This is a genomic window from Mesorhizobium sp. AR02, from assembly GCF_024746835.1.
Taxonomy (GTDB): Bacteria; Pseudomonadota; Alphaproteobacteria; order Rhizobiales; family Rhizobiaceae; genus Mesorhizobium.
In genome coordinates this window covers 5935752-5955092 of the sequence record NZ_CP080531.1, presented here as the reverse complement: position 1 = coordinate 5955092, position 19341 = coordinate 5935752, and the positions used below count along the sequence as shown (strand labels likewise).

Annotated in this window: 21 protein-coding genes and 1 riboswitch; of the genes, 7 read left to right on the top strand and 14 right to left on the bottom strand. The window is 63.7% G+C overall.

Features of this window, described 5'->3' with window-relative positions:
• Window positions 1–165: 165 nt before the first annotated feature.
• Genes DBIPINDM_RS33035 through DBIPINDM_RS33015 form a run of 5 tightly spaced genes read right to left on the bottom strand, consistent with a single transcriptional unit; the run spans window position 166 to window position 5554 of the window.
• A complete protein-coding gene (locus DBIPINDM_RS33035; protein ID WP_258589401.1) occupies window positions 166–1569 on the bottom strand; it encodes an FAD-binding oxidoreductase in 1404 nt (467 codons plus the stop codon).
• Entirely contained in the window at window positions 1569–2870 is a 1302-nt protein-coding gene (locus DBIPINDM_RS33030) for a cytosine deaminase (protein WP_258583126.1), read from the bottom strand. Before DBIPINDM_RS33030 ends, DBIPINDM_RS33035 begins: the two co-directional genes overlap by 1 nt.
• A 4-nt stretch (window positions 2871–2874) precedes the next feature.
• Window positions 2875–3726: an ABC transporter permease gene (locus DBIPINDM_RS33025; RefSeq protein WP_258583125.1), complete on the bottom strand. Its 852-nt coding sequence runs from the start codon at window positions 3724–3726 to the stop codon at window positions 2875–2877.
• Complete coding sequence (locus DBIPINDM_RS33020) at window positions 3713–4537, bottom strand: ABC transporter ATP-binding protein (RefSeq protein ID WP_258583124.1); 825 nt, start codon at window positions 4535–4537, stop codon at window positions 3713–3715. The genes DBIPINDM_RS33025 and DBIPINDM_RS33020 overlap by 14 nt, the downstream gene beginning before the upstream one ends.
• 12 nt (window positions 4538–4549) lie before the next feature.
• Window positions 4550–5554, bottom strand: coding sequence for an ABC transporter substrate-binding protein (locus DBIPINDM_RS33015; protein ID WP_258583123.1), 1005 nt, complete (start codon window positions 5552–5554; stop codon window positions 4550–4552).
• Window positions 5555–5819: 265 nt separating this feature from the next.
• Between DBIPINDM_RS33015 and DBIPINDM_RS33010 the strand changes: the two genes are divergently transcribed.
• On the top strand, window positions 5820–6203 hold the full coding sequence (locus DBIPINDM_RS33010) for a RidA family protein (RefSeq protein ID WP_258583122.1): 384 nt from the start codon (window positions 5820–5822) through the stop codon (window positions 6201–6203).
• A 54-nt stretch (window positions 6204–6257) separates the two neighbouring features.
• Window positions 6258–7061 carry a creatininase family protein gene (locus DBIPINDM_RS33005; protein ID WP_258583121.1) on the top strand — a complete coding sequence of 268 codons (804 nt, stop codon included), beginning with the start codon at window positions 6258–6260 and terminating at the stop codon, window positions 7059–7061.
• 4 nt (window positions 7062–7065) lie between these two features.
• On the opposite strand, the gene DBIPINDM_RS33000 is transcribed toward DBIPINDM_RS33005, so the two are convergent.
• On the bottom strand, window positions 7066–7575 hold the full coding sequence (locus tag DBIPINDM_RS33000) for a tyrosine phosphatase family protein (protein ID WP_258583120.1): 510 nt from the start codon (window positions 7573–7575) through the stop codon (window positions 7066–7068).
• Window positions 7572–8618, bottom strand: a complete 1047-nt coding sequence (cobD, locus tag DBIPINDM_RS32995; protein ID WP_258583119.1) for a threonine-phosphate decarboxylase CobD — start codon at window positions 8616–8618, stop codon at window positions 7572–7574. The genes DBIPINDM_RS33000 and cobD overlap by 4 nt, the downstream gene beginning before the upstream one ends.
• Here cobD and cbiB point away from each other — a divergent pair.
• Complete coding sequence (gene cbiB, locus DBIPINDM_RS32990; RefSeq protein WP_258583118.1) at window positions 8617–9588, top strand: adenosylcobinamide-phosphate synthase CbiB; 972 nt, start codon at window positions 8617–8619, stop codon at window positions 9586–9588. The two genes, cobD and cbiB, sit on opposite strands and share 2 nt — an antisense overlap.
• Window positions 9589–9711: 123 nt before the next feature.
• Here cbiB and cobO read toward each other — a convergent pair whose 3' ends face one another.
• The 4 genes from cobO to DBIPINDM_RS32970 are packed head-to-tail and all read right to left on the bottom strand — an operon-like array spanning window position 9712 to window position 11840.
• Window positions 9712–10326: a cob(I)yrinic acid a,c-diamide adenosyltransferase gene (gene cobO, locus DBIPINDM_RS32985; protein WP_258583117.1), complete on the bottom strand. Its 615-nt coding sequence runs from the start codon at window positions 10324–10326 to the stop codon at window positions 9712–9714.
• A gap of 1 nt (window position 10327) precedes the next feature.
• Window positions 10328–10843, bottom strand: a complete 516-nt coding sequence (cobU, locus tag DBIPINDM_RS32980) for a bifunctional adenosylcobinamide kinase/adenosylcobinamide-phosphate guanylyltransferase (RefSeq protein ID WP_258583116.1) — start codon at window positions 10841–10843, stop codon at window positions 10328–10330.
• On the bottom strand, window positions 10836–11645 hold the full coding sequence (locus DBIPINDM_RS32975; RefSeq protein ID WP_258583115.1) for a CbtA family protein: 810 nt from the start codon (window positions 11643–11645) through the stop codon (window positions 10836–10838). Before DBIPINDM_RS32975 ends, cobU begins: the two co-directional genes overlap by 8 nt.
• Window positions 11646–11660: 15 nt before the next feature.
• Window positions 11661–11840 (bottom strand): CbtB domain-containing protein, encoded by a 180-nt coding sequence (locus tag DBIPINDM_RS32970; protein WP_027029535.1) that lies wholly within the window; start codon window positions 11838–11840, stop codon window positions 11661–11663.
• A 32-nt stretch (window positions 11841–11872) separates the two neighbouring features.
• Window positions 11873–12071: riboswitch (cobalamin riboswitch) on the bottom strand.
• 141 nt (window positions 12072–12212) lie between these two features.
• Here DBIPINDM_RS32970 and DBIPINDM_RS32965 point away from each other — a divergent pair.
• Window positions 12213–13370 carry an aromatic ring-hydroxylating oxygenase subunit alpha gene (locus DBIPINDM_RS32965; RefSeq protein WP_258583114.1) on the top strand — a complete coding sequence of 386 codons (1158 nt, stop codon included), beginning with the start codon at window positions 12213–12215 and terminating at the stop codon, window positions 13368–13370.
• Between the two features lie 3 nt (window positions 13371–13373).
• Here the strand turns inward: DBIPINDM_RS32965 and DBIPINDM_RS32960 are convergent, their stop codons facing one another.
• Window positions 13374–14573 carry an MFS transporter gene (locus DBIPINDM_RS32960; protein WP_258583113.1) on the bottom strand — a complete coding sequence of 400 codons (1200 nt, stop codon included), beginning with the start codon at window positions 14571–14573 and terminating at the stop codon, window positions 13374–13376.
• 209 nt (window positions 14574–14782) lie between these two features.
• On the opposite strand from DBIPINDM_RS32960, the gene DBIPINDM_RS32955 reads away from it, so the two are divergent.
• Together DBIPINDM_RS32955 and DBIPINDM_RS32950 are read left to right on the top strand one after the other, a co-directional pair.
• Entirely contained in the window at window positions 14783–15781 is a 999-nt protein-coding gene (locus DBIPINDM_RS32955; protein WP_258583112.1) for a heparan-alpha-glucosaminide N-acetyltransferase, read from the top strand.
• Entirely contained in the window at window positions 15778–16254 is a 477-nt protein-coding gene (locus DBIPINDM_RS32950) for a methyltransferase family protein (protein ID WP_258583111.1), read from the top strand. The genes DBIPINDM_RS32955 and DBIPINDM_RS32950 overlap by 4 nt, the downstream gene beginning before the upstream one ends.
• Before the next feature lie 6 nt (window positions 16255–16260).
• Here DBIPINDM_RS32950 and DBIPINDM_RS32945 read toward each other — a convergent pair whose 3' ends face one another.
• Window positions 16261–16647: a MerR family transcriptional regulator gene (locus DBIPINDM_RS32945; protein WP_006203215.1), complete on the bottom strand. Its 387-nt coding sequence runs from the start codon at window positions 16645–16647 to the stop codon at window positions 16261–16263.
• Between the two features lie 140 nt (window positions 16648–16787).
• A complete protein-coding gene (gene mgtE / locus DBIPINDM_RS32940; RefSeq protein WP_258583110.1) occupies window positions 16788–18200 on the bottom strand; it encodes a magnesium transporter in 1413 nt (470 codons plus the stop codon).
• A gap of 426 nt (window positions 18201–18626) precedes the next feature.
• On the opposite strand from mgtE, the gene DBIPINDM_RS32935 reads away from it, so the two are divergent.
• The gene (locus DBIPINDM_RS32935) at window positions 18627–19247 is read left to right on the top strand and encodes a response regulator transcription factor (protein WP_258583109.1); all 621 of its coding nucleotides are present in this window, start codon (window positions 18627–18629) and stop codon (window positions 19245–19247) included.
• Window positions 19248–19341 lie beyond the last annotated feature (94 nt).

The window sequence follows — 19341 nt, the reverse complement described above, 5'->3', positions numbered from 1 at the left end:
GCCCTGCCGGGCATCTCCCCCGCAAGGGGGGAGATTGGCAGCTTAAGCGCTGCGGCCAACCTGCCACGCTGACAATTGGCGAAAGCGTTGCGGCAGCCCGATCTCCCCCCTTGCGGGGGAGATGTCCGGCAGGACAGAGGGGGGTGTTCAAGCGCAAACCTCTCCTCATCCCGCCCTCTGCAGCCCCTTGAACAAGAAAGTCCGCCCGGACCGGTAGTCATAGTCGGGATTTTCCCAGGCGATCATCTTGCCCGGATTGAGCAGGCCTTGCGGGTCCGTCTCACGCTTGAAGGCGAGCTGCACGGCATCCGTCTGCTTCATGCCGCCCTCCTCCAGCGTGTAGCGGTGCGGGTTGAAGATCGGGCAGCCATTTTCCTCATGCAACCGAACGATTTCGTCGAGCCGCGCCTCGGTGGTGAATTTCACCAGCGGCAGGCCGAAACAGGTGATGTTGCCGTCCAGCCGCACGAATTCGAGATGCGAGAACACTTCGCCCGGAAACATCGCGTCCATCTTTTCGACCAGCGCCAACTGGTTGGGAAACGGATAGAGCGATTGCAGATAGGTGATGTCTGGATCGACGCGCAGCGCTCTCAGCGTCGTATGGTTCCAGGCCAGCTCATAGGCCGGCGGCAGGCCCTTTTTCTCCTCCGGCGTCGCTGTGGCGGCGTTGAAAATCACCTCGCCGCCGGCGCGCCGGGTGAAGGCAAGGAAGGCATCCAGCCCATGCTGCGCCACCATGACGACGCAGATGCTTTGCCCTTCCTTGAAAAATTTCTGGTGGCGTTTGAAATAAAGCTGCGGCACGGGTGAGGCGATCGGCGTGATCAGCTTGGTCAGGATGCCGTCCTGGCACGCCAGCGCATTGCCATAGCGCGCCGCATCCATGAAGGCATCGAAGCCGACAATGACATCGACCCACTCATAGGCCGCGGTCAGCGGCATCTCGACTTCCGTAATGATGCCGTTGGTGCCGTAGGCGTGGGTCACCTTATGCAAATCCTCGCCGGTGAGTTCGAGCGCCTTCGGCTCGGCCTCCATGGTCACCACGCGTAGCCGCAGAACGTTGCCGAAATCGCGCAACCCGCCGAAATTGATCGAACCGACGCCGCCCGAGCCACCGGCAATGAAGCCGCCGATCGAGGCGGTGTTGTAGGTGGACGGCGACAGCCGCAGCTCCTGCCCGGAATGCGCCCGCGTCGCCTTGTCGATATCGGCCAGGACCGCGCCCGGTCCGGTCACCACGCGCCCCGGCGCGATCGACTTGATCTCGTTCATCTCGGCAAGGTTGAGCACCACGCCGCCGGAGAGCGGCATCGCCTGGCCGTAATTGCCGGTGCCGCTGCCGCGCGGCGTCACCGGCACGCCATGCCTATGGCAAGCGGCGAGCACACGGATCAACTCGGCCTCGGTCTTCGGCGTCACGATCAAATCGCCGGTGACATGGTCGAGCTGCTGTTTCAGCACCGGGCTGTACCAGTAGAAGTCACGGCTCTTCTGCTGGACGATGGCCGGATTGTCGTCGAGTTTCAGCCCGTCGAGATCGCGTTTGAGCGCCGAAACATCCATCATTCCACCATCAGTTCATCGAGTTCGGCATAGTCGGGCAATTGCCGGTCGATCGCGCGGCCGGCGCGCACGACGATGCGATCCGATTCGGGCCGCGACAGCAATTCGGTCCAGCTTCGACCTTTGAACAGGATAAAGTCGGCATCGCCGCCGGCGGCAAGCGTGCCGAAACCGTCGAGCCGCATCACCCTGGCCGGCGTCGCGGTGACCGCTTGCGGCCAGTCGGCGACCGGATGATCGAAATGCAGGATGCGCGTCGCCATGCGGTAGACTTCCAGCATGTCGAGATCGCCATAGGCATAGAAGGGGTCACGCGTATTGTCGGACGCGACGGCGACCGGAATGCCTCTCGCCTTCATCTCATGCAGCAGCGTCACGCCACGCCAGCGCGGCGTGGTCTGGTCCCCGCGCCGATCCTGCAGATAGAGGTTGCACATCGGCAGCGACACCACCGCCAGCCCCGCCTTCGCCACCTTGTCCAGCGTGTCCAGCACCTCGAGATCGGGCTGGCGCGCCAGCGAGCAGCAATGGCCGACGAGGATGTTGCCCTCGAAGCCGTTCCAGAGCGCCGCCTCGGCGATCTTCTTCAGCGAGATGGCGGCAATGTCGTTGGTTTCGTCGGCGTGGAAATCGAGATCGAGGCCATGCTTGATCGCCTGTGCGAAGACATGGTCGAGCAGCTCTTCCAAATCCGGCACCATATAGGTGACCACACCAAGCACGCCCTTGGCGCCGGCAACCCGTTTCGCCAGCCTGTCGAACCACTTTCTGTCGCGCACGCCCTCGATACCGAGCAGGCAGGCGCCCTGCAATTCGATACGACCGCGCCAGGCCTCGCGCATCGTTTCGAACACCGGCCAGGAGATCTCCTCCTGCGGCGCGACGCTGTCGAGATGGGTGCGCAGCGCCCTGGTGCCGTGCGCATAGGCCGAGCGCAGCGAGAAATCCATGCGCTTGGCAAGATCCTCGGCGCTCCAGCGCGCGACGCGGTCGGCGCCCGCGGCATTGAGCGCTCCCATGAAAGTGCCATCGGGATTGGGCTTTCGCGGCCAGATATGGCCCTTGTCGATATGTGTGTGGCAGTCGACGAAGCAGGGCAGCATGATGCGGCCAGCAAGATTGACCGCGCCATCCGGCGCCGCTGCCCGATCATGCGCGGTAATGCCCGCGATCTTGCCGTCGGTGACAGTGATGTCGACCAGCGCAAAGCCATCCCCGTCATAGGCCGCAGCGAACCCCGACGTCAGCGATGCGTGAAGTCGGGCATTGGCGAGCCGGTATGAAGCTGAGTCTGGAATCAAGGCACTACCGCTCCTGCTTCAGTGCGCTCTCGTGCCAGCGCCGCAAAATGAGATGCGAGATCAGCGACAGCACGAGGAAGATCAGGATACCGGTCAGCGAGATCAGGAACAGCGCCGCGAACAGCCTTGGCGCGTTGAGCCGATAGCCGGCCTCGATGATGCGCGAGGCGAGCCCCGACGACTGGCCGGTGGTGCCGGCGACGAACTCGGCCACCACGGCGCCGATCAGCGACAGACCGCCGGCGATCTTCAATCCGCCGAGGAAATACGGCATCGCCGCCGGCAATCTGAGATAGCGCAACTGCTGCCAGCGCGTCGCGCCATTGAGCTTGAACAGGTCGCGCAGATTGCGGTCGACGGAGTTCAGGCCAAGCGTGGTGTTGGACAGGATCGGGAAGAAGGCGACGATCCAGGCGCACAGCAGAAGCTTGGTCGTCTGATTGTTCACATAGATGTTGATCAGCGGAAAGATCGCCACGATCGGCGTCACCTGCAGCACGATGGCGAACGGGAAGAACGACATCTCCACCCATTTCGACTGCGTGAACAGCACTGACAGGCCGACGCCGCCGATGACAGCCAAGGCCAGGCTGAGGAAGGTGATGCGCAAGGTGACCAGCAGCGAGGAGAACAGCAGGCCAGCGTCGTTGAAGAGTGTCTGCAACACCACGCCGGGGCGCGGCAGGATATATTGCGGAATCTCGTTCCACACGCAGATGCGGTCCCACAGCCAGATCGCCAGGATCATGATCGCCAGCGGCAGCACCCAGCGGCCGATCCGTTCAAACTGCTCCTGGCGCACGCGGCGCGCTTCCTCCGGGTCGAGTTTGAGCACACCTTCGTCAATGGCCGTCATGATGCGCGCCCGCTGTTGAATTGATGGCATTGACCAACACGTCCGAGGCTTGCCGGCAAAGCGCCGCATAGTCGGGCGAGGTGCGAAACGCCTCGTCGCGCGGATAGGAGGCCTCGATGGCCAGTTCGTCGAAGACCCTGCCCGGCCGCGCCGCCATGACGACCACCCGGTTGGAGAGAAACACGCTCTCGAAAACGCTGTGGGTGACGAAGACGACGGTGAAGCGTTCTTCTTGCCAAAGCTCCAGCAGGTCGTTGTTGAGCTTGAAGCGGGTGATCTCGTCGAGCGCCGCGAACGGTTCGTCCATCAAAAGCACGCGCGGCTTGGTCACCATGGCCCGCGCGATCGAAACGCGCATCTTCATGCCACCGGACAGTTCGCGCGGCACGGCGTCCTCGAAGCCGGTCAGGTGCACCCGCGCCAGCATCTCCGTTATCGCCGGTGCGGCCTTGGCGCGGGAAATACCTTTTAGCCGCAGCGGCAGCCAGACATTGTCGAAGACGCTCGCCCAAGGCAGCAGCGTCGGCTCCTGAAAGACGAAGCCGATGTTGGCGCGGTCGAGCGAGCCGCCGCCGCGCCAGTCGAGCACGCCGGAGGTCGGCGTCGACAGGCCCGCGATCAGCCGCAACGCCGTCGACTTGCCGCAGCCGGACGGCCCGAGCAGGCTGAGGAAATCGCCTTCCCGGATCGTCAGGTCGACATCGCTCAACGCCGTCACGCCGTTGGAAAACACCTTGCCGACGCCGCGCAGCGCCAGCAAGGTCGGAGCGACGTCCGATGCCGGCGCTCGCGCCACCTTTTCCCCTATCATGCCCGGACTGGCCTATTTCTTCAGGTCGAGCCCGACGCCCTTGTTGACGAAGGTCAGCGTATAGGCCTTCGTGATATCGATGCCTGCAGGCGTGACCTTGGCCTTGACCATCTTGTCATAGAAGCTCTTGATCCGCGCATCGGTCATGGCGCCGATGCCGAGCTTCTCGGTGTCGCCGGAATCGGCAAGGCCGAACTTCTTCATCTGGTCGATCGAGAAGGCGATCTGGTCGTCCGTCATGTCAGGATTGTCTTTCTTGATCATGTCGTTGGCGACCTTGTTGTCGCCGTAGAGGTATTTGTACCAGCCCTTGGCCGAGCCATCGACGAAGCACTGGACCACTTCCGGCTTCTTGTCGATCGTGTCCTGCATCACCTCGATCGTCGTCGAATAGGTGTCCCAGCCATAGTCGGCGAGCAGGAACTGGTTCGGCACGAAGCCGCCTTCCTTCTTGACCGCGAACGGCTCCGAGGTGACGTAACCCTGCTGGATCGACTTCTTGTTGGCGAGGAAGGGAGCGGTGTTGTAGGTGTAGGGCGCGCGCTTGGCGGCGTCGAAGCCGAGCTCGATGACCATCCACTGGAAGAAGGTCTGGGCACCCTCGTCACCCAATATGTACTGCGCGGCGTTCTTGAGGTCTTCCCACTTATCCAGCCCCTCGCCGGGGTGGGACATGATGACCTGCGGGTCCTTCTGGAAGTCGGCGGCCACCACGCGCATCGGAATGCCTTGCTGGACGGCGTCGAAGGCCGACAGCAGATTGCCGCCCATGTAGAAATCGATCTTGCCGGCCAAAAGCATCGGCCGGCCGCTGACCTGCGGGCCGCCCTGCATGATGGCGACGTCGAGGCCGCAGGCGGCGTAGGTGCCGTCCGCCACGGCCTGGTAATAGCCGCCATGCTCCGGCTCGGCCAACCAGTTGGTGCCGAAGGTGACTTTTTCATTCGCCGCGGCCCCCAGCGTGCTGGCCGCCAGCAGGGCCACCACCGCCACCGAGATCTTCTGTTTTGCGTACATCGACAACCACCCTCTGTTTGCTCCGGCGCCACGCGCCAGGCTCGACACCAAAGATTCAAGAAGCAAGACACATGCCACCGGCGTCTCGCGCCGGGACCCGCCCGCCTGCACCACAGCCATCTGCGAAAGCCGGAAAGGTCGTGCTGCACCGGAGGCATCGTGCCTATTTTTTGAACGCCTGTCCACAATCGCACGGGCAACATGCACCGCCATCTTGAAGCTGTAACGCATCCCACCTTAGGCTGGCGGTATCCAGGAGATTGCCATGTTCAGATTCCTCACCCCGAAGTCGATCAAGCCGCCTTTTGCCCGCTACAGCCACGGCGTCGAGGTGCCGCCGGGCAAGCGGCTGGTGCTGTGCTCCGGCCAGGTCGCGATCACGGCGGACGACCAGATTCCCGAGGACGCCGGCGCCCAGGCCGAGCTCTGCTTCCGCAACATCGAGGCGATCCTCGGCGAGGCTGGGCTGGGACTCCAGTATATCGTTCGCATCAACGCCTACGTCACCGACCGCGCGCATTTGCGCCCCTATATGGACGTCCGCGACCGGCTGTTTTCGAGCCCTGCGCCGGCCTCGACGCTGATGATTGTTTCCGGCTTTGCCCGGCCAGAGTTCAAGGTCGAGGTCGAAGCCATCGCGGCCGGGTGATCGACAGGCCGCCCGCGCCGCGCTAGGTCTGGCCGACCATTCAAGAGGCATGACATGACTGTAGCCAAAAGACGTGTGTGGTGGGGCGACTACCGGACCACCGAATATGCATCGATCGATCCGGAGGCGACGATCGCCGTGCTGCCGGTGGCGGCGATCGAGCAGCATGGACCGCATCTGCCTGTCTCGACCGACACCTCGATCATGAACGGCATGCTCGACACGGTGATCGCCCGCCTGCCCGACGATCTCGACATCCGTATCCTGCCGGTCCAGGCGGTGGGAAAGTCGAACGAGCATCTGCATGCACCGGGCACCCTCACTTTGCCGGCAACGACGCTGGTCGAGGCCTGGACCGAGCTTGGCCTGTCGATCGCGCGCGCCGGCGTGCGCAAGCTCATCGTCGTCAACTCGCATGGCGGCAATGAAGAGATCATGGGCATCATCACGCGCGAATTGCGCGTGCGCGAAAAGATGCTGGCGGTAAAGACCAGCTGGCAGCGCTTCGGCCGCCCGGCCGGCATGTACACCGAGCTCGAGGACCGTCACGGCATCCATGGCGGCGATGTCGAGACCTCGCTGATGCTGCATTTCCGGCCGGATCTCGTCGACATGGGCAAGGCCGACAATTTCGTTTCCAATGTCGCCAGGGCTGAGAAGGAATTCGCGCTGCTGCGCCACACCGGCACCCACGCCTTCGCCTGGATCGCTGGGGATCTCAACCCGAACGGCGTGGTCGGCGACGCCAGCATTGCGACATCAGAGAAAGGCCGGCTGACCGCTGAATATCAGGCCGATGGTTTCATCAGCCTGCTCAGGGATGTGCGCAAGGCGAAGCTCGCCGACTGGCTGAGATAGCCGCCTAGCTATCGATCTTCAGCGCGAACGGCGTGCCCTCAAAAGCATCGGCGCCGCGCCCGATAGACTGGATCGCCTCGATCATGCGGCCGTTGCGATCAAGCAGTGCGTCAGCCACGGCAATCAGCCGTGGATTGGGCGTCGCCGACGGCGACAGCGCCCGCAACGTCCGGGCCAGTTCGGCCTCGTCGCGTTTTGGCGCGAGTGCAGCGGCGATGATATAGGCCGAGGCCGTCGAGCGGCTGATGCCGGCATAGCAATGCACGACCATGGGCTTCGCCCGGTCCCAGCGGCGGGCGAAATCGAGCAGGTTGCGGACATGCTCCTCGCCCGGCATGGTCATGCCGTCCTGCGCCACCGCGATGTCGTGCATGACCAGGTGCAGGTGGTTTTCCCTCGCTATCGAGGGCGGACGCGTCACATCGGTTCCGACGGAAAGCAGCGACAGCATGCGGTCGGCGCCGGTCCTTGCCACCGTTTCCTCGATCTTCGCCAGCGAGCAGACATGGATCATCGTTTTGAACCCTTTGACCGATCCTCGCGCCGTGTCGCCCATTCGGCAAGGGCGGATTCGAGCCGCAGCCATTCCTCCTGACTCCCTGGCAGACCGGCGCGCAGGACATGCGGCCGGTCGGAGAAATGCCGAAGCAGGACGCCGCGCTCGCCCAGCGCTGAAAACACGCCGGCGGCATCCGGCAGGCTGAGATAGCGGAACAGCGTGGTGCCGCCCGCGACCGGCACGCCGAAACAGCCGAACAGTCCGTCGAGCCGCGCGGCTGCCTCGGCAAGGGATGCCCGCATCGCGTCCTGCCAGCCAATATCGGCAAGCGCGCGAATGCCATATTCCAGCGCCGGACCGGCCACGGCCCATGGGCCGAATTGCGTTTCCAGCAATTCTACGGTTGCGGCATCGGAAAGCGCGAAGCCAAGCCGGAGGCCGGCCAAGCCAAAGAACTTGCCGAACGAGCGCAGCACGACGATGCCACCTTGATCGACATCACCGGCGAGGCTGTGTTCGCGCGGGCCGACATCCATGAATGCCTCGTCGACGACCAGCAGCCCGCCTTTTGCGCGCAGCCCGGTGGCCAGCGCCAGCAACCGGTCGCGCTCGATGACGCGACCGTCCGGATTGTTCGGATTGACGACAATGGCAAGGTCGGCGTCCGCCAGTGCAGCAAAATCGCTGACTTCCGTCACCCCGTGACCGGCGATCGCCGCTGCTCGCGCGTGTTCGGCATAGGTCGGCCCCAGCACCAATGCCTTGCCGGGCCCCATCAGCGACGCCACGCGCGGCAACAGGATCTGCGTGCCGGGCGCTGCGACGACATTGGCTGGCGACGGCGCGCCATAGGTGCTGGCCGCGATTTCTGTCAGCTCGCGCCCGCGCCCGGCTTCCGGCAATCGCGACAGCGAGGTGGCGGGCAGGTCGAAAAGCGGGTAGGAGTGCGGATTGATACCAGTCGAGAGGTCGACGAAAGGCTGTCGAGCGTTGGGGAAAAGCCCCCGCGCCCGGCCAAGACTTCCACCATGGTCCACCGCTCCATCAAGAAGCTTCATGTCAGTCCTGATCGCTTTCCTGTCATTAGCCGTCGAATTCATCCTGGGTTACCCGGACTGGCTGTTCCGCGCCATCGGCCATCCGGTGACGTGGTTCGGCAGGCTGATATCCTTTCTCGATCGCAGGCTCAACCGCGCCACTGATCCCGACGCGCTGCGTCGCCAACGCGGTGTCCAGGCGCTGCTGGTCATCGTGCTGGTGCCGGCGGTGATTGGCCTCTGCGTGCAGCTTGTCCTGCTCTGGTTCGTTCCCCTGGGGTTCTTCATCGCCGCCCTTCTGGCCACGTCGCTGCTGTCGCAGAAAAGCCTCTACGAGCACGTCGAGGCCGTGGCCGATGCGCTCGACAGCGCCGGCCTCGCCATGGGCCGTGTCGCCGTCTCGCGAATCGTCGGCCGCGACCCCGAAGCGCTCGACCGCGCCGCCGTCTGCCGCGCGGCGATCGAGAGCCTGGCCGAGAATTTTTCCGACGGCATCGTCGCCCCCGCCTTCTGGACCGGTGTCGGCGGATTGGCAGGCGGCGCCGCCTACAAGGCCGCCAACACCGCCGATTCGATGATCGGCCACCGCACGCCGCGCCACGAGGCCTTCGGCTGGGCGGCGGCGCGCTTCGACGACTGGATCAACCTGCCGGCATCGCGGCTGACGGCGCTGCTGATCGTGCTGGCGGCTTTCCTGGTCAGGGATGCCGACCCCCGCCGTGCCTGGCAGGCGGTGCGGCGCGATGCGAAAAAACACCGCTCGCCCAATGCCGGCTGGCCGGAAGCGGCCATGGCCGGCGCGCTTGGCCTGGCACTGGCCGGGCCGCGCAGCTATGGCGGCATCGTGGTCGACGACGTCTTCATGGGCGAAGGCGGCCGCCGCGACGTCGACAGCGACGACATCAGGCAGGCACTGAAACTCTACCGCGTCGCCGATTATCTGCTGATCGTGCTGTTCGGGTTGGTCTCGGTCGTCGTCATTCTGGCGTGATCTCACCCTCCCCCTTGTGGGGAGGGTCGGCGCGCAGCGCCGGGGTGGGGGTGCGGCGCCAAGCCCCCCACCCCGCTCCGCTTCGCGGATCGACCCTCCCCACAAGGGGGAGGGTGAGAAGCCTCAAAACTCGATCCCCTGCTGCGCTTTCACGCCTGCCGAAAAGTGGTGCTTCGTCACGCCCATCTCGGTGACCAGATCCGCCGCCTCGACCAGCGCTGGCTTGGCGTTGCGGCCGGTAACGACGACATGCAGGCCCTCGCGGCGGCCCTTCAGCGCGGCAACCACCTTGTCGAGATCGAGATAGTCGTAACGCAGCGCGATGTTGAGTTCATCGAGCACGACGAGGCTGATCGTGGGATCGGCGATCAACTCGAGCGCCTTGGCCCAGGCAGCTTCCGCTGCCGCGATGTCGCGCTTCAGATCCTGCGTTTCCCAGGTGAACCCTTCACCCATCGCATGCCAGACGACACGGTCACCGAAGGCAGCAAACGCATCCTTCTCGCCGGTGTGCCACTTGCCCTTGATGAACTGGACGACACCGACGCGCTTGCCATAGCCGAGCATCCGCAGCGCCAGGCCGAAGGCAGCCGTCGTCTTGCCCTTGCCCGGACCGGTGTTGACGATCAGCAGCCCCTTCTCGACCGTTTTGCTCGCCACCTCGGCGTCCTGCACCGCCTTGCGTTTGGCCATCTTGGCGCGATGGCGCTCTTCGTCCTTATTGTCGATGTCGGTCATCTCATTTCACCTTGAGCGGCAGCCCCGCCACCATCAGCAGCACGGTGTCGGCGATCGCCGCGACCTGCTGGTTGAGCCGTCCGGCGTCATCGCGAAAACGGCGCGCCAGGGCATTGTCAGGCACGATACCTTGGCCGACTTCGTTGGACACCACGAACCAGGGCCCGCGCGGCCGCGACAGCACATCCGTCAGCCGCCGGCATTCCAGCTCGAGATCGTGATCGGCCAGCATGTGATTGGTCAGCCACAGCGTCAGGCAGTCGACCAGCACCGGCTGGTTGTCGGGCAAAGCCGTAAGCGCGCCGGCAAGGTCGAGCGGTGCGTCGATGGTCGTCCAGCCTTCGCCGCGCCGCGAGCGGTGCAGTGCGATGCGCTCGCACATCTCGTGGTCATAGGCTTGCGCGGTGGCAATATAGACCCATGGTGAGGGCAACGCCATCGCCAGGGTTTCGGCGTGCGCGCTCTTGCCGGAGCGCGCACCGCCAATGATGAAGGTCAGCTTGCCGTGATCAGGCAAAGCTGTCGCGCAGGCTGGTCGCGGTGCCGGTGAAGCGTCCGCGCACCACGCCGACGACGGCACCAAGCACCAGCCAGAACACCAGATTGGTCACGGTCACCGCCACCACGAACTGGTGGTGCAGGCCTTCCGGGATCGGCGTCTCGAAGCTGTCGGGCTGCGGCGCGCCGACGATGTGCGGAGCGACGATCAGCAGCACGGCAAGGATGGCCAGCGGCAGCGACTTGCGGAACGCGATCAGGCCGAGCCCGATGGCAGTCGCGATCACGGTTGCCACCCACCAAATCTGGCGCTGCGTCAGGTCGGCCGCCGGCATGGCCGGCAGTTCCGGCGGCAGGCCGAGACCGGGCGCCAGCGTGAACACGGCAAAGCCGGCAAGACCCCAGAAGACGCCCTGGCGCCAATTGCCGATGCCGCCGGCGAATTCCGAAACCGCGACCAGGATCAGCGCGAAGCCGATGCCGGTGACGACATTGGACACGACGTTGAAGGCAAAGCGCTCGAAGCCGTCGGCCGGCGCCCAACCCTCGTCTTCGGCCGGAGCGGCAGCCTCGGCCGGTGCCGGCGCAGCAGTGCTCATGGCGTTCGATGCCGCAGGAGCGGCGGAGCCCATTGCGTTGCCGCTGGCGGCTTCGGCCGGCGCCGCGGCGTGCTCATGCTTGTGGCCGCCTTCGGCCTGTTCGTAGACTTCCGCCTTGAGGATCAGCGGCACGGTGGCATAGGCCTGCATGCAGGCGAGGACGACGCCGGCCACGAGCCCGGCGATCGCCGCGATGAACACGACGTTGCGAAACAGATTCATGATGTCAGATCCTCGTCAGTGGCAGGGAAACGCCATCGAATGCCGGTTATCATGACCGGCATTGTGGACCGCATCGATGTGCGAGAAGCCGACAAAGCCGATGATGAAGGTGCCGAGCAGCGCGGCGAGTGCCAGCTGCATGAAGCGCGACTGCGAGGAGACGGAGGCGCCGAGGGAGACGGAAGCAGTAGTCATATCTTGTCCTTTCACCCTCCACCCGAGGGCCTGTCAGTTTTGCCGTCGTCGGCAGGTCTCCTGGCTCGCGGATCAGCGCCCTTCTCCACCTTCCCGAAGACAAATCTTCAGTGGCATATGGAGAGGACTACCGCACACAGTTGCGGGGGCAGCCACGGCATTGGGCAACAAGTCAGCCCGCACCGCATTCCCTCTTGGCTCCAAAACGGAACCGACGACTGTGCGACTATAGGGAAAATCGCAACACGCGGCAAACCAAATTCCGCCGGCAATCAGCGCGATTGCGCCATGCCATCCCCAAGCACGACAATTGACAATTGTCATGGCCGGGTGTCGGCTGACCTCTTCACAGGAAGCCAGCCATGCAGCCGATTGCCAGCGAGCGCGCCCTACAACGGCCTGACCCAGGTTGAACCGACGCTGCCCTCGTCGGCCTATTGGGATGGTGAGAGTTACCAGCGCGACCTCGATGCCATCTGGTGCAAGAACTGGCTGCTGGTCTGTCGCGAGGCCGATCTGGCCCAGCCGCTGGCCTTCCGCCGGTTCCGCATCGGCACGCAGGACATCATCGTGCTGCGCGACGACACCGGCGAGTTGCGCGCCTTCCACAACACCTGCCGGCATCGCGGCTCGCAGCTTTGCCAGGAGAGCGAGGGCCGGCTGAAGGCGCGGCTGATCACTTGCCCCTATCATGCCTGGTCCTATTCGCTGCGCGGCGATCTCGTGCGGGTGCCGTCGAAATCATTGCCGGACGGCTTCGACAAGGCCGACCACCCGCTCTATCGCGTCGCACTTTCGGTGTGGCGCGGCTTCGTCTTCATCAATTTGCAGGAGAATGCGGCGGGCTCCGCACAGGCATCCTTCGACCCCGCCTCCGGCAATCTCGGCAACTGGCCGCTGGAAACGCTGGTCTCAGGCCATGTGCTGCGCAAGGTGATGCAGTGCAACTGGAAGATTTTTTGGGAAAACTTCAACGAGTGCCTGCACTGTCCGGGCGTCCACAAGGACCTGTCGCGGCTGGTGCCGATCTATGGCCGCGGCCTGATGAGCCGGCATGACGATCCAGAATGGACCCGCCACGCCGACAATGATGCGCCGGAATTTTCAGGCGGCCTGCGCGCCGGGGCCGAAACCTGGTCGCGCGACGGCCAGACGCACGGGCCGGTCTTCTCAGGGTTGACACCGGCCGAACGTGCCGCCGGCCAGACCTACGCCACCAGCCTGCCCTCGATGTTCATCGTCGGTCATGTCGATTATGTCAGGACCGTGCGCCTGGTGCCGCTCGGCCCCGAACAGACGGAGCTTGTCGCCGAATGGCTGTTCGCGCCCGAGGCGCTGGCCACGACCGACATCGACAACATCGTCGCCTTCGGCACACAGGTGCTGGAAGAGGATGCTGGTATCTGCGAGGTCAACCAGAAGGGCCTGCGCTCGATGCGCCACCAAGCCGGCGTGCTGATGCCCGAGGAATATGAACTGCACCGCTTCCACAACTGGGTGCGCGAGCGCCACGCAGCGCTTTCTGCCTGATCCTCACAAAGACTTCGGCAGGTAACGCCACGTCACGAAGCCGCATACAGCGGCCAGCAGGCTGAGCGTGATGAACACCGAGCCCAGTCCGAAGAAGGCCAGCACAACGGAATAGACCAGCGGCGGCGTCAGCTCCGAAAAATCGAGATAGGTGCGGTAGACCGCCGCCATCTGCGCCCGCTCATAGGAGCGCACCGAGCGCATGAAGGCGGTTGAACCCAGTGCATCGAGCGCAATGGTGAAGAACGCGCCACCAAGCAGGAAAGCGCCGGTCAGCAGCGGCGCACTCGCTCCCACCGTGCCTGCCGCCAGCAGCATTGCCGACATGGCGAAATAGGCAAAAGTCATGGTCTTGCGGCCGCCAAAGCGTTTTCCCGCCTTGCCCCAGAAGATGGCCATGAACAGCAGCGCATTGCCGGCCGAGACCAGCAGGCCGCCGGCCAGTTCGCCCTCGCCGGTGATGACCATGAACAGCGGTCCATAGACGAAGAAGGTCGACCAGAAGCAGGACCGGCCGAAGGCGATCAGCCAGGCAAGCCTCAGCCTCGGCTGCGCGATGAAGCGGCCGATATTGGCGAGCGGATTGGCCGGCCGGGTCTTGCCCGGCCGTATCGACCGGTTGTCGCCCAGCCGATAGGTCCAGAACAGCGCCAGCAGCGCCAGCGCGAACACCGCCACCGCGCCGTGCGCGGCATAGATGCCGAAGCGTGTGTAGAGGAAGATGCCGAGCGTCGGCCCACCGGTCCAGGCGAACATCGACCACGCCATGCGCAGCGATTCGGCCTGCATGAAGTCGGTCTTGCGGATGTGGTCCATGATGTAAAGGTTGAGCGTGATCGACAGCGCGCTGGCGCCCATCACCCGGCACAACATGCCTGCGATTTGCCCGGCAAGCGTGTGGGTGACGAAGAACAACGAGCCGATGGCGAGCAGGCAAGCGCCTGCTGTGTAGACCCAGCGCCGGGCAAACCGGCGGATCAGCATCGGCATGAACAACGTTACCGACAGGCCGAGCATCGCCACGATGGTGTAGAGGATCGAGACGATCTGTTCGTTGTGAAGGATTTCGTAGGCCTGGATCGGGATGACGCTCGACACCGTGGCGCGGGCGAAGGATTCGACCGCGTAGAGCGAGGCGAAGGTGCGCGCATCCGCGGCCTTGAGGGCCGGGAGCCAGATCGGATGGCGCACATGGGTGGACATTGCTTCCCCAAAGCAGAATCACCGACCAAATCTGCCGTGGTCGATCCCGAGCCAATAAGAGGAAACCGACGCATAACCGGCAAAAAGTGAAACCGGTCAAAGGCTTCCCGGCTCTGGCCTAAAGCGTCGCTTGACCCGATGCCCCGGCCTTCTTCTGTCCCGCCCAACCGTGATAGTCCTCAGGCGGGGCTGAATCAGATCGCGAGACCATGACCATCCACACGCCGACCGCACTCGTTCCGGAGCCATCCAGGCGCATCGTCGCCATCGACATCGTGCGCGGCATCGCGCTGCTGGCCATGGCGAGCTACCATTTCACCTGGGATCTGGAATTCTTCGGCTACACCGACCCCGGCCTCACCGCCTTCGGCTGGTGGAAGATCTACGCACGCTGCATCGCCTCGACCTTCCTGTTCCTGGTCGGCGTCAGCCTCTACCTTGCGCACGGCCAGCAAATCCGCTGGAACGGCTTCTGGAAGCGTTTCGCCATGGTCGCCGGTGCGGCGATCGCTATTTCGGTGGTCACCCGCATCGCGACGCCGGACGGTTTCATCTTCTTCGGCATCCTGCACGAGATCGCGCTCGCCAGCCTGCTCGGCCTCGCCTTCTTGCAACTGCCGGCCTTGCTGACGCTTGTCGTTGCCGCGCTCGTCATCGCGGCGCCCATCTACCTGCGCTTCGAGGCCCTGGATCACCCCTGGCTGTGGTGGATCGGCCTGTCGGCGATCAATCCGCGCTCCAACGACTATGTGCCGCTGTTTCCATGGTTCGGCGCGGTGCTTATCGGCATAGGCGTGACGAAACTCGCTTCTGCCGCCGGTATACGAGCGCGACTGGCGGGCCTGATGCCCGGCCGCTGGGCCAATCCGCTGCTCTTCATCGGCCGCCACAGCCTCGCCTTCTACCTGATTCACCAGCCGCTGCTGATCGGCTGCGTCTGGCTGTTTTCGCAGGTCATGCCGGCCCAGGTCGAAACCCCACAAGTCAATTTCCTGAAAACCTGCCAGCGCTCGTGCGAGCAGACGCGCAATGCAACCTTCTGCTCGAGCTATTGCAGTTGCATGCTGACGACGCTTGAGGGTGAGGCCACGCTTGATCGGCTCGAGAACAACGACCAGACTGCGGAATGGCGAGCGCATCTGGGCGATCTGGCCGGCAGTTGCACGGCCCAGACCGAAGACAAGATGGACGAGGGAGGAACGCAATGACCGAAACCCAACCGAAGCCCGGGGTGATCCCATGGCCGCCGCTGATCTATATCGCCGCCATCGCCATCAGTGTCGCCCTCGGTCTTTTCTATCCCCTGCCCTGGATCGGCGATCTCCTGGGCGACCTGCTGTTCGCCGCCGGCTGGGTGGCGCTGTTCGGCGTCGCGGCACTCTGGTTCACCGCGATCCGTACCATGATGCGGGCCAAGACCACGCTCAACCCCAACGCGGTACCCGACCACCTCGTCACCACAGGTCCTTTCGGCATCACCCGCAACCCGATGTACCTCGCCAACACGATGCTGTTGATCGGCGTCGCCTTTGTCTCGGGGATCGTCTGGTTCCTGCCGCTGGCCTTCATCGCGGCCTTCGCTACGCAGAAGGTCGCGATCGAGGGCGAGGAAAAAATCCTGGCGGCGAAATTCGGCAAGAAATACCGCGACTACGCGAAGCGCGTGCGGCGCTGGATTTGAACAGCTTTACGTGTTGACGCCGAGCTCGACCAGCCGCTCGACGCAGGATTCCTCGGCCTGGTCGAGTTCGGCCAATGTCTCCTCGAGGTCGCGGCGTTTCTGGCGCAGATCCTCGCGCTTTTCCTCGATGCGCTTGATCATCAGCTTGAGCTGCCCGACCTCGCCCGGCGGCTCCTTGTACATCTGGATGATTTCGCGGATTTCGTTGATCGAGAAGCCGAGCCTCTTTCCCCGCATGATCTGCCGGATGAGATGGCGATCGGACGGGCGAAACAGCCGCGTGCGGCCACGCCGCACCGGTTGCACCAGTCCCTCATCCTCATAGAAACGCAGCGTCCGCGTCGACACGTCGAATTCGCGGGTCAGTTCGGTGATCGAATAATATTCCCGCATTGTCACTCCATGCCGGAATCCCGGGCAACGCCACGCGGCGTCGCCCCTCTGTCCCGAACCAAATCCCTGCCACGCCGGAATCGGCACAGCACCCCGCGTCAGCGTCGCACGGCATTTACGTAAAAGTCAATTGAGGCCGCTCACGCGACGCCGAACCACCAGGTGGCAAGGCCGAGGAAGGCGAAGAAGCCGACGACATCGGTGACCGTGGTGACGAACACCGCCGAAGCAACCGCTGGGTCGATCTTGAACCGGTCGAGCAGCAGCGGGATCAGGATGCCGGCCAGGGCTGCCACGAACATGTTGATGATCATCGCGGCCGCGATGATGCCGCCGAGATTGGGATCGCGGAACCAGGCCGCTGCGACGATGCCAATCAGCACGGCGAAGATGATGCCGTTGATGAAACCGACGCCCATTTCGCGGCGGATGATGCGGCCGGCATTGTAGATGTCGAGATCCCTGGTCGCCAGCGCCCGCACGGTGACGGTCATGGTCTGCGAGCCGGCATTGCCGCCCATGCCGGCGACGATCGGCATCAGCACGGCAAGCGCCACGATGTGTTCGATCGTGCGGTCGAACAGGCTGATCACCGACGCCGCCAGGAATGCCGTCAAGAGATTGATCAGTAGCCAGGGAACGCGCGAGCGGGAGGTCGAAAAAATACTGTCGGAGAGTTCTTCGTCGCCGACACCGCCCATGCGCAGCAGATCTTCCTCCGCTTCCTGCTGGATGACGTCGACGACATCGTCGATGGTCAGCACGCCGACCAGGTGCTCGTTCTCGTCGACGACGGCGGCCGACAAGAGATCGTACTGTTCGAATTCGCGCGCCGCTTCTTCCTGGTCCATCGTCGCCGGAATGGCGTGCCGCGTCTCATGCATGACCTCCCCGACCTTGACTGTGCGCTTGGTGCGCAGGATCTGGTCGAGGTCGATGGTGCCAAGCAGCTTGAAGGTCGGGTCGATGACGAAGATCTGGCTGAAGCGCTCAGGCAGGTTCTTGTCCTCGCGCATGTAGTCGATGGTCTGGCCGATGGTCCAGAACGGCGGCACCGCGACGAACTCCGTCTGCATGCGCCGCCCGGCGGTCTCTTCCGGATAGTCGAGCGAGCGGCGCAGCCTGATCCGTTCGGTGAACGGCAACTGCGACAGGATCTCGTCTTGGTCTTCCTTTTCGAGGTCTTCGAGAATGTAGACCGCATCGTCGGAATCGAGTGCCTGCACCGCCTGCGCGATCTGCGCATTGGGCAGGTGATCGACGATCTCCATCCGGATCGCCTCATCGACCTCGGTCAGCGCGGAAAAGTCGAAATCGGCACCCAGGAGTTCGACCAGGGTCCGCCGCTGTTCAGGATGCAGCGCCTCGATCAGGTCGCCGAGTTCCGACTGGTGGAGATGGTCGACTTCATGCTTGAGGGCCAGCGTATCGCGGTCGGCGAGCGCAGCCCCGATCTGGGCAAGGAAGGACGAAAGCACCGCGCCGTCCTCGCCATAGATGTCGGCATGGGCGTCGTCAGCCGCCTTGGCGGAGGTCGTATGCTTGTCCTCCACCAGCGCCTCCCGCCATCCCGGAAAAAATTGTGTCTCAGGTCTAGAGCATCGGACCTCAAAGCGGAAATCGGTTTCGCGGAAATCCGATGCATCTCACGTGCAGACGCGATTCGATTTTGAGAACTTATCGCTCTAAGGCACGGAATATCAAACGAAACGCTTATTCCACGCCACTCGGCGGGCGTATCTCGGATGCCTGACCTGGCAATGCCAATCCCATCACGAACCGGCGAATCCCGGCTTCAGACGGCGCGACAGCCGATGTCGCTGGGGAAAGAGCACCCCAGCACGATTGGGGCAGAATTGTCATGATAAGGATCCAGGTTTGAAACCTGGCCTCCGAGTTGCGGCACAACCAGCCCAGGACAAAAACGGCCCTTGAACAGCAAGCCCGGGAAAACGAGCAAGGCAATTGGCGATCGGCGCATGCGCATTGTCGTCGCCGAGCGCAATCCATTCGTCATATCGGCGCTGCGCGAAATGCTCGAATGCGACGGCCGTTTCGAATTGCTGAGCACCGTGCAGAGCGGCAAGCAATTCCTGGATCTGGCTGACAAGGGCGGGTTCGACGTCGCCGTGATCGGCTGGAAGCTCGCCGACATGGACGGCGCTGATGTGCTGGCCGAGGTCCAGAGCCGCAAGCTCGATGTGCGCATCACCGTCTTTTCGAATGATCATGACATCGGCATCCTGAAGCAATGCGTGCGGCTCGGTGCCCAGGGCTACTGTTTCCAGTTCGACGATCCAGCCATCATCTTCGACACGATTCTGGCCGTCGCGCATGGCCGCATCTGCATCCCTTACATCGACATCAACAAGGTCAACGACACGCCCCTGGCGCAGCTCACAGTGCGTGAGCGCGAGCTGCTGGCGGTGCTCTCCGACGGCTGGACCAATCTGCAGATCGCGACGCGAACCGGCATTTCCGAGAACACGGTGAAGTACCACCTCAAGAATCTCTACGACAAGCTCGACGTCCGCAACCGGGCGATGGCTGTTGCGCTCTATTCGCGAGAGAGGCGTACCCAGAAGCAGCCTTTCGGGTAGGACAAACCCGGAGCACTCGGGTAGGCCAACCGGGTAGGCTTTCCCCACCCGCGCGCGGCGAGATCTTACCCGCCAAGGTGTTGTTGGCTTTAGC